Source organism: Kitasatospora sp. NPDC002543, from assembly GCF_053594915.1.
Window position 1 is genome coordinate 31,250 of the sequence record NZ_JBSFWR010000075.1, and the last position, 12,551, is coordinate 43,800.

Consider the following 12,551-nt stretch of genomic DNA (forward strand, 5'->3'; position numbering starts at 1 on the left):
TCACATTCATGTCAGGAGGCTGCCATGCCGGACCGCTTCGACCTGCCGGCGGACTTCCGCTGGGGTGCCGCCACCGCCGCCTACCAGATCGAGGGGGCCGTCGACGAGGACGGCCGCGGCCCGTCCGTCTGGGACACCTTCTCCGCCCGCCCCGGCGCCGTCCGCGACGGCCACACCGGGGCGGTGGCCTGCGACCACTACCACCGCTACCCCGAGGACATCGCACTGATGAAGGGCCTCGGACTCGACGGCTACCGCTTCTCCGTCGCCTGGCCCCGGGTGGTGCCCACCGGCGCGGGCGCCGTCAACCCCGCCGGACTCGCCTTCTACGACCGCCTGGTGGACGCCCTGCTGGAGGCGGGCATCACCCCGCTCCCCACCCTCTTCCACTGGGACCTCCCGCAGGGCCTCGAAGACCGCGGCGGCTGGCTCGACCGCGACACCGCGTACCGCTTCGCCGAGTACGCGACCGCCGTGACCGACCGGTTGGGCGACCGCGTCCCCGCCTGGATCACCCTCAACGAGCCCTTCGTCCACACCGTGTTCGGCTACGCCCTCGGCACCCACGCCCCCGGCCGCGCCCTGATGTTCGAGGCCCTCCCCGCCGCCCACCACCAGCTCCTCGGGCACGGCCTGGCCGCCTCGATCCTGCACGAGCGGGGGCTGGAGGTGATGCTCTCCAACAACCTCACCCCCGTCGAGCCCGCCTCCGACTCCGCCGCCGACGCGGCCGCCGCCCAGGCCTACGACACCCTCCACAACCGGCTGTTCACCGACCCCGTCCTGCTCGGCCGCTACCCCGACCTCTCCGCCCTGGGCGTCCCCGACGACATCTTCGGCGCCGTGCGCGACGGCGACCTCGACCTCGTCCACAGCCCCGGCCTCGACGGCCTCGGCCTCAACTTCTACAACCCCACCCGGGTCGCCGCCCCCACCGAACCCGGCCTGCCCTTCGACCTCGTCGACATCCCCGACGTCCCCCACACCGCCTTCGGCTGGCCCGTCGTCCCCGACGCCCTCACCCGCCTCCTGCTCGACCTCCGCGACACCTACGGCAAGGCCCTGCCGCCCGTCACCATCACCGAGAACGGCTGCTCCGTCGAGGATTCCACCGTCCCCGACCAGCCCCGCATCGACTTCATGTCCGCCCACCTCGACGCCCTCGCCCGCGCCGCCGCCGAGGGCATCGACGTCCGCGGCTACTACACCTGGTCCCTCCTCGACAACTTCGAATGGGCCGAGGGGCTGTTCAGCCAGCGCTTCGGCCTCGTCCACGTCGACTTCGCGACCCAGCAGCGCACCCCCAGGGCCTCCTACACCTGGTACCGCGACCTGATCGCCACCCACCGGGCCGGGCGGGCGCGGTAGTCGGCCTGCCGACTGGTGAAGCCGGGTACGCCCGCTCCGGCGGGGACCCGGATGCTCCGAGTGGCCGGGACCGATTCGGCTCCGCGCCGCCCGCAGGCAATCCGGCGAGGAGGCGGCGAGCCACCGCCCGGCTTCGTGCCCCAGCTGCTCCACCGTACGCACGGACCGGCGCCGTCTATCACACCAGAGCTGCGCGGACGCGATGTCGAGGGTTCTGGCTGGGGCCCCGGTGCGTCCGCGTACTGTTGTGCCGGGCAGAGGGGAGAGCAGCCGTTGCGCAGGGTGCCGCCGGAGATGTTCCGGTTCACGACGGGGGAGAGGGCCGAACTCTACGGTGCGATCCTCCAGGCCTTCGGAGCGGCCAACGAGCGGTTGGAGACCGCGCTCGGGCTGGACGACGTACGAGCCCGGTTGCGAACGGTCGGCTGGCTCGACGCGATCCACGACGAGGACCTCCAGGAGGCGCTGCGCAAGCTCAGGGAGTGGCAGCTGCTGGACGTCGTCCAGAACCACGCGGAGAACTACCGCACCGCCGAGGAGTACGAGCGCCGCAACCTCCAGTACTCGCTGACCCGGCGCGGCGAGGCCGCGTTCGCCGGGGTCGAGCACGCCCTGTCCGTGCTCGCCTCGACGGGGGCGCTCCAGACGGCGGTCCTGGAGGCGATCACGGACCGGCTCGACGAGCTGTACGTCCTGCTGGGCGACTCCACGTCCTCGGACCGTCGGGTCTTCACCACGTTGCAGGAGCTGGAGGGGCACCTGGAGGCGCTGCTGGCCAATACCAAGGCGTTCAACGGCGAGTTGCAGCGCCTGTTGCGCGCCGAGGGCACGGACCTGGCGACCTTCCGCGAGGTGAAGGCCGCGACGGTGGCCTATCTCCAGGAGTTCCTCGTCAACCTCGACCAGCGGGGACAGACGGTCTCCTCCGCCGTGGAACGGCTGGAGCAGCGCGGAGTGAGCCTGCTGCACGCGCGGGCGCTGCGGGGCGCCGAGCTGCCGCCGGCCGCCGACGGCGACCCCGCGCCGGCCTGGCTGGAGCGGCGCCGGGCGCGCTGGGAGGGGCTTCAGGCGTGGTTCCGGCCGGCCGACGGGGCGCGGCCCCGGGTGGAGCAGCTGCACGACGTGGCACGGAGGGCGATCGTGACGCTCCTCCAGGTCCTCGACCGGATCACCGAGTCGCGGCGCCGCTCCTCCAGCGCGGTCCAGGACTTCCGGGAGCTGGCCCGCTGGTTCGCCGCAGCACCCGGTGAGGACGACCTGCACCGCCTGTGGTCGGCCGCCTTCGGCCTGGGCCCGGCCCGGCACGCCCATCTCGCGCACCCCGACCCGGAGTTGGTGCCGTCGTCGGCCAGTTGGGCGGATACCCCGCCGGTGGAGGTCTCGGCGCTGCTGCGCACCAGCGGCCGTACCGAGCGGTTCACCCGCACCGGAAGGGTGCGCGACATCGGTGGCCTCAAGGCCGCCCGGGCCGAGCGGGCCCGGAAGGAGCGGGCCGAACTCGAAGCGGCCTGGGACGTCCTGGGCGCGGACGGCCCGGTGCCGCTGTCCGGCTTCCGCACGCTCGACCACACCGTCTTCGAGCGACTGCTCGACCTCCTCGGCCGGGCGCTGGCCGTACGACCGGACGCCGGTGGGGCGCGTCGGGCGGTCACGTCCGACGGCCGTGTCGAGATCGTGCTCCGGCCGTCTCCCGACGGCGGACGGGCCGTCCTGCGGACCTCCCGCGGCCGGCTGGAAGGGCCCGACTACCTGGTGGAGATCCGAAGCCCGGGCGCCCCGGGGGCGGTCACCCGTGAGGGCACCGCATGAGCACCCTGGCCAACCAGCTGGTCCTGGCCGAACGGCAGGACGTCGCCCGGGGCATCAGGCTCCTCCTCGGCCGACCGCTGATCACCGAACGCGGCGACCCGCCCGCCTTCGAGCTGATCCGCCGCCGCCAGGGTCCCTTGACGAAGTGGTTCGACTACCACTGCGGCTGGCAGCTGGTGGTGGAGCCGCGCCTGGGGTACGCGCGCCTGCTCAAGATCCGCACCGTGTCCGACGCCTCGCGCCCCGCCCGCCGACTGCGGTCCGGCAGGGCCCCGTTCGACCGCCGCCGCTACACGCTGCTGTGTGTCGTCGCGGCCGAGCTGCTCCCGGTCCCGGTGACGACGGTCGGCCTGCTCGCCGACCGGGTGGTTCAGGCCTGTGCCACCGACGAGGCGCTGCCGCCCTTCGACACGGCGGGCAAGCCCGAGCGGATGGCCTTCGTGGACGTCCTCAAACTGCTGGAGTCCTACGGTGCGCTCCTCACGGTGGACGGCGTCACGGACAGCTTCGTCGACTCGGCGCAGGCCAAGGTCCTCTACCGGGTGGACGCCACCGTACTGATGCGCCTGCTCGCCGCGCCCGTCGGGCCGTCCCGGCTGGCCGTGCCGGCGGAGGAGATACCGCTGCGCTTCGAGGGACTCCTTCGGGGCACGGTGCGCGAGAGCAGGTACGGCGGTGCCGAGGCCTCCGACGCGCAGCGCAACCTCCGGCTGCGGCACTCGGTGCTGCGCCGGCTCCTCGACGATCCCGTCCTGCACCACGACGAGCTCAGCGCCGACGAACTGGCCTACCTGACCTCGCCGACCGGGCGCCAGATCGTCCGGCGGGCCGCCGAGCAGGGCGGCTTCGTCCTGGAGGACCGGGCCGACGGCCTGCTGCTCGTGGACCCGGAGGGGCTTGCCACCGACAGCCGCTTCCCGGACGACTCCGCGACGGCCCGCGTCGCCGCCCTGCTCCTGCTGGAACCGCTGACGGCCGCTCCGGACGGCCTGACACCGGAACAGCTCACCGTCGAAGCCGCCGGGCTCCTCCGGCGCTTCCCCCAGTGGGCGAAGAGCTACCAGTCGGAGGACGGAGCCGAGCGCCTCGGGGCCGACGCGGTTCGTGTCCTCGGCGACTTCGGCTTGGCCCGCAGGATCGGTGAACGCGTCGTTCCGCGACCGGCCGCGTTCCGGTACCGGACCACCGTGACCGAAGGCCTCGCAACCTGACCAGGGAAGACTTCCGATGACCGTGACACAGCTCCCGCAGCGCTCGGCGCTCCCGACAGCGGCCGCGGCAGCACGATGGCAGCCCTCGAGGGCCGGCATCCTCAACGTCTGGCGCTACTACGACGAGACCTTCACCTTCCACGAGGGCCGCCTGCTCCTGCGGGGACAGAACGGCACCGGGAAGTCGAAGGCGCTGGAAGTGCTGCTGCCGTTCCTGCTCGACGCCAGCCTGCGGCCCAACCGGCTGTCCACCTTCGGCGGTTCCGAACGCACCATGCACTGGAACCTGATGGGCGAGGGGACGTCGGGCAAGACCCGGGTCGGGTACGTGTGGCTGGAGTTCGGCCGCGGTGACGGCGAACCCGTCCACTTCACCTGCGGCGCCAGACTCCAGGCCAGCGTGCACACCACCGGTGTCACCGTCGACTACTTCACCACCGGAGCGCGCATCGACCGGCCCGGCGGCCTCTCCCTGGTCAACGACGCGGGCCAGCCGCTCACCCGCGCCGCTCTGGCCGAAACCCTGCAAGACCGGGGCGAGCTGCACGGTTCACCCACGGACTACCGCAACGCCGTCCGGGGCACGCTCTTTCCGGGGCTGAGCGAGCAACGCTACGACGCCCTGATCACCGCACTGCTCCAGCTCCGCACCCCCAAACTCTCCGAGCGCCTGGACCCTTCGCTGTTGTCCTCCCTGCTCTCGCGGGCCCTGCCCCCGCTCGGCGAGGGCGAGATCGCCGAACTGGCCGAGGGCTTCGAACGCCTCGACCGCCAGCGGGAACACCTGAAGACCCTGGACGAGGAGGTGGCCGCGGCCACTGCCGTCGCGCATCAGCAGCGCGGCTACGCCCAGCGCGTCCTGCGCGCCGGGGCGGCGGCGCTCATCTCCGCGACGACCGAGATGGACAACCTCACCCGCGTCGCCAGGGAGAGCGAGGGCGAGCTCGCCGAAGCCGTGCGCCGACGTGATGAGGACAGAGCGGTACGGGCGGAGCTCGAACACCGGCGGCAGGAGATCGAGGGCGCCATCGAGGGCCTGCTCGACTCCGAGGCCTACCGGCAGGGACAGGAACTCGACCAGCTCCGTCGCCGGACCGACCAGGCGGCCCGGACCGCCGCCCGCGCCCGCGCCGCCGCCGACCGGAAGGCTCAGGTGGCCGACGAGGACGCCGGGCGTGCCGACGACGCGGGGCTGCGCTCCGAGCAGCGGGCCGAACACACCCGTGCCGCCCGGGAGCTGGCACGCGGTGCGGCGCGGCGTGCGGCCATGGAGTCCGTCTGTGCCGAGGTGCAGGCGCTGCTCGACGTCGGGTCCGGCCCGTCCGGCGACACCCCGGAGCACGGGCGCACGGCACGCCGTCTGCTGCGCGGCGCCGTCGTCTCACGACACGGTCAGATCGCCGAGGTCCGCACGGCGGTCGAACGCCACGAGCGTTCCCTTTCGGGCCGGACGGCGGCGGAGCAACACCTCGACACGGCGCGCGAGCGCCTGGCCGACTCGATCACGCGGCGTGAGGGGAACGCCCACGCCTACCAGACCGCTTTGGACGCCCACGCCGACCTGCTGCGCCGGTGGGCGACAGCCGACTGCACCGAGCTGTCGATCGACGACGCCGAGGAACTCGCCTCCCGCGCCGCCGTCGAGACCGAGGTCCTCGCGTTGGTCGAAACCGCCGCCAGGGCAGCGGAGAGTTCCATCACCGCCGACGAGACGACCGCCCGCGCCGGCCGGGACGACGCCCGCGCCCGGCGTGACGCGGTCGTCGGGGAACTGGAACGCACCGCGGCCACGGCCGATCTCCCGCCGGTTCCACCGCGGACCCGCACAACCGACCGGTCGGTCCTGCCGGGGGCGCCGCTGTGGCGGCTGCTGGCCTTCCGTCCGGACGTACCGCCCGGCGACCAGGCAGGCGTCGAAGCGGCCCTGGAAGCGGCCGGTTTGCTCGACGCCTGGATGACCCCGGACGGCGGCCTCGTCGTCGCCGGACACGACACGCTGGCCGACCCGGCATCGGCCGTCCCCACGCCGGGGCCCTCGCTACTCGATGTCCTCGTTCCGGAACCCGACGGCCCCGTGCCGCCCGACCGGGTCCAGCGGCTGCTGGCCGGCATCGCCTACGGTCCCACGCTCCCGGCGGGCCACCCGGCCGCCGTCGCGGCGGACGGAAGCTGGCGGCTGGCGACGGCGGTCGGTTCCTGGACCAAGGAGGAGTCGAGCCACATCGGCGCCGCGGCCCGGGAACGCGCCAGGCAGCGGAGGATCGCGGAACTCACCGCCGAACTGGCCGAGGCCGAGATCGGCGTGACCGGATTCGAGACGGAACTGCGCGCCCTCGCCGACCGCCGGACGCGTCTCGGCGCCGACCTCCGATCCCGGCCGCACCACCGGGAGGTGGAGCAGGCCAGGCGCGTATGGGAACGCTCCGAGTCCGAGGTGGGCGCCCGCGAGGACGCCGCACGCGAAGCCGTCGAACGGCTGGCGCGACAGGAGGACGCGGTCGCGGACGCGCTGCGCGCACTCGCCGTCGCCTCGGCCGAGCACGCCCTGCCGACCGAACGCGCCGCCCTGGAAGCGACCGCCACCGCGGTCGACGCGCTGCGCGAGCAGGCGGACGTGTGGCTCGACGCCCACCTCGCCTGGACGGCCGCCCAGCAGGCTTGGGACACCGCCCGCAGCCACGCCGAGGTGTCCCGGGGCGCGGCAGCCGAGAGCCTGGACGAGGCCGAGGACGCCGAAGTCGCCGCCCGCGGGCTCCGGTCCGCGCTCCAGGCCGTCGAGAGCGCAGTCGGCGAGGACTACCGCCACGTGGCGGACCGGATCAGCGACTCCCGGCAAGCGCTTGACCGGACCCGCCGTGAGATCGACACCGCGACCCAGGCACTCCTCGCCCTCGAAGGCCGGATCGGTGCCCTGGGCGCCGCCGTGGAGCAGGACACGGCCCGGCGTGACGACGCCGTGGCGGCACGGAACGCGGCCGCCCACGGCTTCCGGCGCCTGTGCGTCCTCGGATTCCCCGAGGACGCGGGCCTCGGCCTCGTCCTCACCGCCGTGGACGGCACCCGTGCCACCCTCGAAGCGGCGCGGGAGACCGCCGCTGCGTGGCCCAACCTGCCACACGGCACCAGGAACCTCGGCGACTCCCTGAACCGTCTCTCCGAGGCCGTCCACCGCGCCCGCCAGAGCCTCAGCCTCCGTGCCGACCTCGAACTCGAAGCCGAGGAGGACATCCACGTCCTCACCGCCACCGTCGACGGCATCAGGGTCGGTGCGACCGGCCTTCTTGCCATCCTCACCGGCGACCGTGACCGCAGCCAGGATGACATCACCGCCGCCGAACGCAGCCTCTTCGACCGGACCCTCACCGGCGACACCCGCCGCCACCTCGCCTCCCGGATCCGCCAGGCCGGTGAACTCGTCGAGCGGATGAACGGCCACCTCGAACGGGTCCGCACTGCCTCACGGGTGGCCGTCCGCCTGGTGTGGCAGATCCATCCCGACCTGCCCGCGGGCACCCGGACGGCCCGTGAGCTGCTGCTCAAGGATCCGACGCGGATCACCGAAGCCGACCGGGAGGCCCTGCACGCCTTCTTCCGGGGCCGCATCGAGGAGGCCAAGACCCGCAACACGGCGTCGACCTGGGAGGAGCAGCTCGCCGAGGTCCTCGACTACACGGCCTGGCACCAGTTCGTCGTCAAGCTGGACCGTGCCAACGGCTCCGGGTGGCAACTGCTCACCAAGAAGCTGCACGGCGCGCTCTCGGGAGGTGAGAAGGCCATCGCCCTCCACCTGCCGCTGTTCGCCGCCGTGGCCGCCCACTACGAGGCGGTGCCGGAGTCCCCGCGGCTGATCCTGCTCGACGAGGTGTTCGTCGGCGTTGACACCGTCAACCGTGGGCAGGTCTTCGGCCTCCTCGCGGCACTCGACCTCGACCTGCTGCTCACCTCCGACCACGAGTGGTGCACCTACAGAGAGCTCTCCGGCATCGCTGTTCACCAGCTGATCACCGGAGGCGACGGTGACGACGCCGTCACCAGTGCGCGCTTCACCTGGACGGGCACCGAGCTGCTGCCCGACGAACCGGAGACGGAAGAGCCGGCATGACGGCCCGCCACCCCCTCGATCTCCCCGAGCTCCGACCCCTCTGGTCGGCCGTCCACGACCGCCTCTCGTCCGGCCGTCCTGTCAGCCGGGTGCGGTGCGGCCCGCTCGACGACATCGGTCGGGAAGCGTTGGCCGATCTCCTCGGGCTCGACCGGCTCCCCGGAGTCGAGCCGACGATCCCGCTCGCCGGACTCGACCGTGCGGTGCTGGACGCCTGCGGACGACCCGTCCGGGAGGTGGCGGCCCTGATCCTCGGTCCGATCCACGACCGGGCCGCCGAGCGCGAACGTAGGACCGGCCAACGCGACGCCCTGTGGGAGTGGTTGGCCGGCCACGAGGTTGTCACGGCCCAGCCTGCGCTGCTGGAATGGGTCGGCCACCTGCGGGCCACCGGCCTCATCGACGGCTCACCCGACCGGACCCGGGGCCTGACGGCCGCTGCGCTGGCCGTCCTCGCAGCCCTCCCGGCCGATGGCGAGCCACTGCCGGTCCTCGCCGCCCGTCTCCTCGACGGCGACTCCCATGCCCTCGACGACGGGACCCGGCTGTCCTCCCTGGTCCTGCGCGCACTGTCGGTCCTGTACGGCACCGACATGCCCGACGCCGCCGAGGCGAGGCGCGCACTCTGGAGCCGTGCCGGCGTGGCCGACGACGAGCTGTCCGCCACCGTGCTCGCCGTCGGGCTGCGCCCCGGAGGAGAAGGGCCGGTCGCCAAGGTCTCCCGGACCTGTGCCGGAGCCGGGCACCCGGTCAGCCTGACCCTCGCCCAACTGCGCTCACCGGGCGAATTCACCGGTCCCGCCGGACCGGTGCACATCACTGAGAACCCCAGTGTGCTCGCCCTGGCCCTACGGCGGTTCGGTCACCGATGCCCGCCGCTGGTCTGTACGTCCGGCTGGCCCAACACCGCCGTGATCCACCTGCTGCGCCGACTTGCTGAGGGCGGCGCGGTCCTGTACTACCACGGCGACCTCGACGGGGAGGGGATCCGGATAGCTGCCCATGTTCTCGTCAAGACCGGGGCCGTGCCCTGGCGGATGTCGGCCGACGACTACCGGTCCGCCGCGCCCCGGGTCCCCTCGGGCCCTGACCCGGGCCGCCTCACGCCCGCCCCGTGGGACCAGGAGCTCGTCGACTCCATGGCCGAACTGCGCATCGCGGTGGTCGAGGAGGTGGTCGCCGACCTCCTCCTCGATGATCTGGCAGAACACCGCCACGGATGACATGACAGGGTGCTCGACGGGCCGAGGGGCTGTTCAGCCGGCGCCTCGGCCTCGTCCACGCCGCTTCGTGACGCAGCTGCGCACCCCCAGGGCCTCGTACGGAAGGCCGAGGCCGCGGCCGAGGCCGGGCGCCGCCGGGTGGGGTTCGGTGGTGCCCGGCCTCGGTGCGGGCGGGGTGGGGTCAGTGGGGGGAGAGGACCAGGCGGCGGGAGTCGTTGCGGTAGCCGAGGCGGGTGAAGGCGGCGGCCATGGGGGTGTTGGTGAGGTCGGTGTCGGCGCGAACGCGTTCGGGGGCGGTCTCCTCGGCGAGGATCCGGGTGATCCCGGCGAGGATGTCGTCGGCGTAGCCGTGGCCGCGGTGCTCCGGGAGGACCCCGAGGTAGCCGACGACGGGGAAGGTGTGGTTGCGCGAGGGGATGCCGAAGCCGACCGGGGTGCCGTCGGGGGTGCGGGCGACGCGCCACCAGGAGCGGTCGCCGAGCATGGTGTCGCGGTAGAAGGCGACGTCGGAACGGGCCTGGGCGTCGGCGCCGAGGCGCTCGGCCTCCTTGCGGGAGTCGGTGTCCAGGGTGCCGGTCAGGACCCGGCGGAACAGGTCGACGAAGACCTCGTCGTCGGGCTCGGGCTGGAGGAGGAGGCGGTCGGACGCCTCCGGGAGGCCGTCCGCGGGCGTCCACTCGTAGCGCAGGCGCTCCAGGTCGGCCGGGAGGCCGGCCCGCCGTGCCGCCTCCTGGCGCCAGGCGACGGCCGCGACGGTCTCGGGGTGGTCGCGCCAGTCGCCGGGGAGGAAGAGGTGGTACTCGGGGGCGGCGTCCGCGCCGGCCTCGGCGTAGGCCGCGTGGGCGGCGGTGAGCAGCTCGGCGGCCAGGTCGGTGCGGTCGGCGTCCGACCCCACCGAGGGGTGGACGAACACGCCGTCGAGGGCGCCGGGCAGCTCGTCGTCGGGGTCGCCCCACCAGACGGCGAGCGCGAGCGGCGCTCCGTCGGGGGCGTCCTCGGCGACCCAGGTCCAGGCGGGGCGGTACTCGCCGTCGGCGAGCCGGGTGCGGTAGTCGTCGGCCGTCAGCCGGGTGGCCTGGTCGGGGACGATCAGCGGGAGGACCCGGTCGAGCTCGGACGGGAGAGTGGGACGAACGATCACATCGGCTCCGAATCAGTGGAGTTGGAGGGAATCCCGGTCAGAACGGTTCTATCGCACTCGACCGGTTCCGGGGGCGGGGGTACCTCGACGGTGTGACGGCGCCCGGCCAGTCCGGTGACGGCGAGGAGCAGGCCGGTGCAGCAGAGCAGCAGGGCGCTGCCGCGGTCCCGGGCGGTGCCGAGGAGGCGGCCGAGGGTGGAGCCGAGCGGCCCGTCGGGGGCCACCAGCGGCTCGCAGACCTGCGAGGCGAGCGGTCCGGCCAGCAGGTAGCCGAGCAGGGTGCCGCCCTGGGTGAACATCCGGCGCAGTGCGAAGACCCGCCCCTGGGCCTCGGCGGCGACCGCCGCCTGCCAGAGCACCTGGGCGCAGCTGGTCACCACCGGCAGGCCGAGGAAGAAGGTGAAGGCCGCCGCCGCCAGGACGCCGGGCCGCGGGTGGAGGCCAGCGACCAGGACGGCGGCGCCGCTGAGGACGGTGGCCGAGGTGACCCAGGCGAGCGGCCGGCGCGGGCCGGACCAGATCGACATGGCGACGCTGCCGACGGCCAGGCCGAGGCCCCCGGAGGTGCTGACCATGGCGACGGCGGCGTTCTGGTCGGCGGCCGGGACGCCGGCCAGGACGAGGGGCAGCAGCAGCGCGGTGGCGGCGGCCTCGGCCCCGTTGAGCACGGTGACCACGCGGAGCAGGTGCCGCAGTCCGGGCTGGCCGGTGAGGAGCTTCCGCCCTTCGCTCAACTCGGCCCACCAGCCTCGGCGTTGTCCTCCTCCGCCGGGGCTTCGGGTCGGGTCGGGGTGGTCCGGGCCGTCGTCCGGGCGCAGTGGGCGGCCCCGGCGGCCGGTCGGTTCGGGGAAGCGGGCGACCAGCAGGGTGAGCAGCCCCAGCGCGAACGAGACGACGTCGACGATCAGGACGGCGCGCAGCCCGCCCGCGCCCAGCAGGACGGCGGCGAGCATCGGGCCGAGCAACTGGGCGCCGGCCAGGGCGGTCTGGGTCATGGCGCCGGCCCGGCCGCGCTGCTCGGGCCGGACCATGCCGGTCACGGCGGCGGCGAGCGCGGGCCACTGGAAGGCGGCGCAGCAGGACTCCACGACGGTGGCCGCGTAGACCTGCCAGACGGCCAGGTGGCCGGTCAGCTCGGCGGCGGTCAGGGCCACGGCGGTGAGCATGGCCGCCGCGTCCGCGCAGAGCAGGACGGTCCGGCGGCGGTGGCGGTCGACCAGGACGCCGGCGGCCGGGGCGGCCAGCATGCCGGGGGCGAAGCCGAGCAGCAGGCCGGTGGCGAACTGGGTGACGGAGCCGGTCTGTTGGTAGATCCACAGGCCGAGGGCGAAGCCGGAGATGCCGGAGCCGAGCGCGGTGGCCAGCCGTCCGGCCCAGACGATCAGGAAGGTGGTCACGGCACCTCCGGAGGGGGCGGCGGGGGTGTGGCGGCGGGCAGGGGCATGGCGGGGCTCCGGTGCGAGGCGGTGACGGGCGAGGCGGTGACGGGCGAGGCGGCGACGATGGGTGAGGCGGTGCGGGCGGGGTGGCGATGGGCGAGGCGGTGCGGGCGGGGTGGCGCGGAGAAACGGCGGCGGGGGAGCGGTGGTGGTGCGGCCGGGGTCGGCCCGCCCCCGTCGTCGGCGGTCCGCAGCCAGGACTCCAGGCAGTCGGTGGCGGCCTCGGAGGAGCGCGGCGTGTGCAGCGCCGTCCACAGC

At 74.0% G+C, this 12,551-nt stretch carries 7 protein-coding genes and 1 pseudogene; 5 read left to right on the plus strand and 3 right to left on the minus strand.

Annotation, left to right across the window (positions count from 1 at the left end; all coding sequences use genetic code 11):
* Positions 1-24 precede the first annotated feature (24 nt).
* The 5 genes from ACWD4P_RS26935 to ACWD4P_RS26955 all read left to right on the plus strand — a co-directional run bounded on the left by ACWD4P_RS26935 (position 25) and on the right by ACWD4P_RS26955 (position 9,713).
* Positions 25-1,368: a GH1 family beta-glucosidase gene (locus ACWD4P_RS26935; protein WP_449781362.1), complete on the plus strand. Its 1,344-nt coding sequence runs from the start codon at positions 25-27 to the stop codon at positions 1,366-1,368.
* Between the two features lie 294 nt (positions 1,369-1,662).
* A complete protein-coding gene (locus ACWD4P_RS26940; protein WP_449781363.1) occupies positions 1,663-3,177 on the plus strand; it encodes a TIGR02677 family protein in 1,515 nt (504 codons plus the stop codon).
* On the plus strand, positions 3,174-4,388 hold the full coding sequence (locus ACWD4P_RS26945) for a TIGR02678 family protein (protein ID WP_359817535.1): 1,215 nt from the start codon (positions 3,174-3,176) through the stop codon (positions 4,386-4,388). Before ACWD4P_RS26940 ends, ACWD4P_RS26945 begins: the two co-directional genes overlap by 4 nt.
* Positions 4,389-4,404: 16 nt before the next feature.
* The gene (locus tag ACWD4P_RS26950; RefSeq protein ID WP_449781364.1) at positions 4,405-8,490 is read left to right on the plus strand and encodes a TIGR02680 family protein; all 4,086 of its coding nucleotides are present in this window, start codon (positions 4,405-4,407) and stop codon (positions 8,488-8,490) included.
* Complete coding sequence (locus tag ACWD4P_RS26955; protein ID WP_449781365.1) at positions 8,487-9,713, plus strand: TIGR02679 family protein; 1,227 nt, start codon at positions 8,487-8,489, stop codon at positions 9,711-9,713. Before ACWD4P_RS26950 ends, ACWD4P_RS26955 begins: the two co-directional genes overlap by 4 nt.
* 181 nt (positions 9,714-9,894) lie before the next feature.
* Here ACWD4P_RS26955 and ACWD4P_RS26960 read toward each other — a convergent pair whose 3' ends face one another.
* From ACWD4P_RS26960 to ACWD4P_RS26970, 3 genes and pseudogenes are all read right to left on the minus strand, one after another.
* Positions 9,895-10,854, minus strand: a complete 960-nt coding sequence (locus ACWD4P_RS26960) for a GNAT family N-acetyltransferase (protein ID WP_449781366.1) — start codon at positions 10,852-10,854, stop codon at positions 9,895-9,897.
* The gene (locus tag ACWD4P_RS26965) at positions 10,851-12,251 is read right to left on the minus strand and encodes an MFS transporter (protein WP_359817527.1); all 1,401 of its coding nucleotides are present in this window, start codon (positions 12,249-12,251) and stop codon (positions 10,851-10,853) included. Before ACWD4P_RS26965 ends, ACWD4P_RS26960 begins: the two co-directional genes overlap by 4 nt.
* Positions 12,248-12,551: pseudogene (locus ACWD4P_RS26970) on the minus strand (hypothetical protein); the annotation flags it as partial. The gene ACWD4P_RS26965 and the pseudogene ACWD4P_RS26970, both read right to left, overlap by 4 nt.

Excerpts from the sequence above, each read along its gene's own strand:
- ACWD4P_RS26945 (WP_359817535.1), top strand. The coding sequence starts at position 3,174 with ATGAGCACCCTGGCCAACCAGCTGGTCCTGGCCGAACGGCAGGACGTC.
- ACWD4P_RS26935 (WP_449781362.1), top strand. The coding sequence starts at position 25 with ATGCCGGACCGCTTCGACCTGCCGGCGGACTTCCGCTGGGGTGCCGCC.
- ACWD4P_RS26940 (WP_449781363.1), top strand. The coding sequence starts at position 1,663 with ATGTTCCGGTTCACGACGGGGGAGAGGGCCGAACTCTACGGTGCGATC.
- ACWD4P_RS26955 (WP_449781365.1), top strand. The coding sequence starts at position 8,487 with ATGACGGCCCGCCACCCCCTCGATCTCCCCGAGCTCCGACCCCTCTGG.
- ACWD4P_RS26950 (WP_449781364.1), top strand. The coding sequence starts at position 4,405 with ATGACCGTGACACAGCTCCCGCAGCGCTCGGCGCTCCCGACAGCGGCC.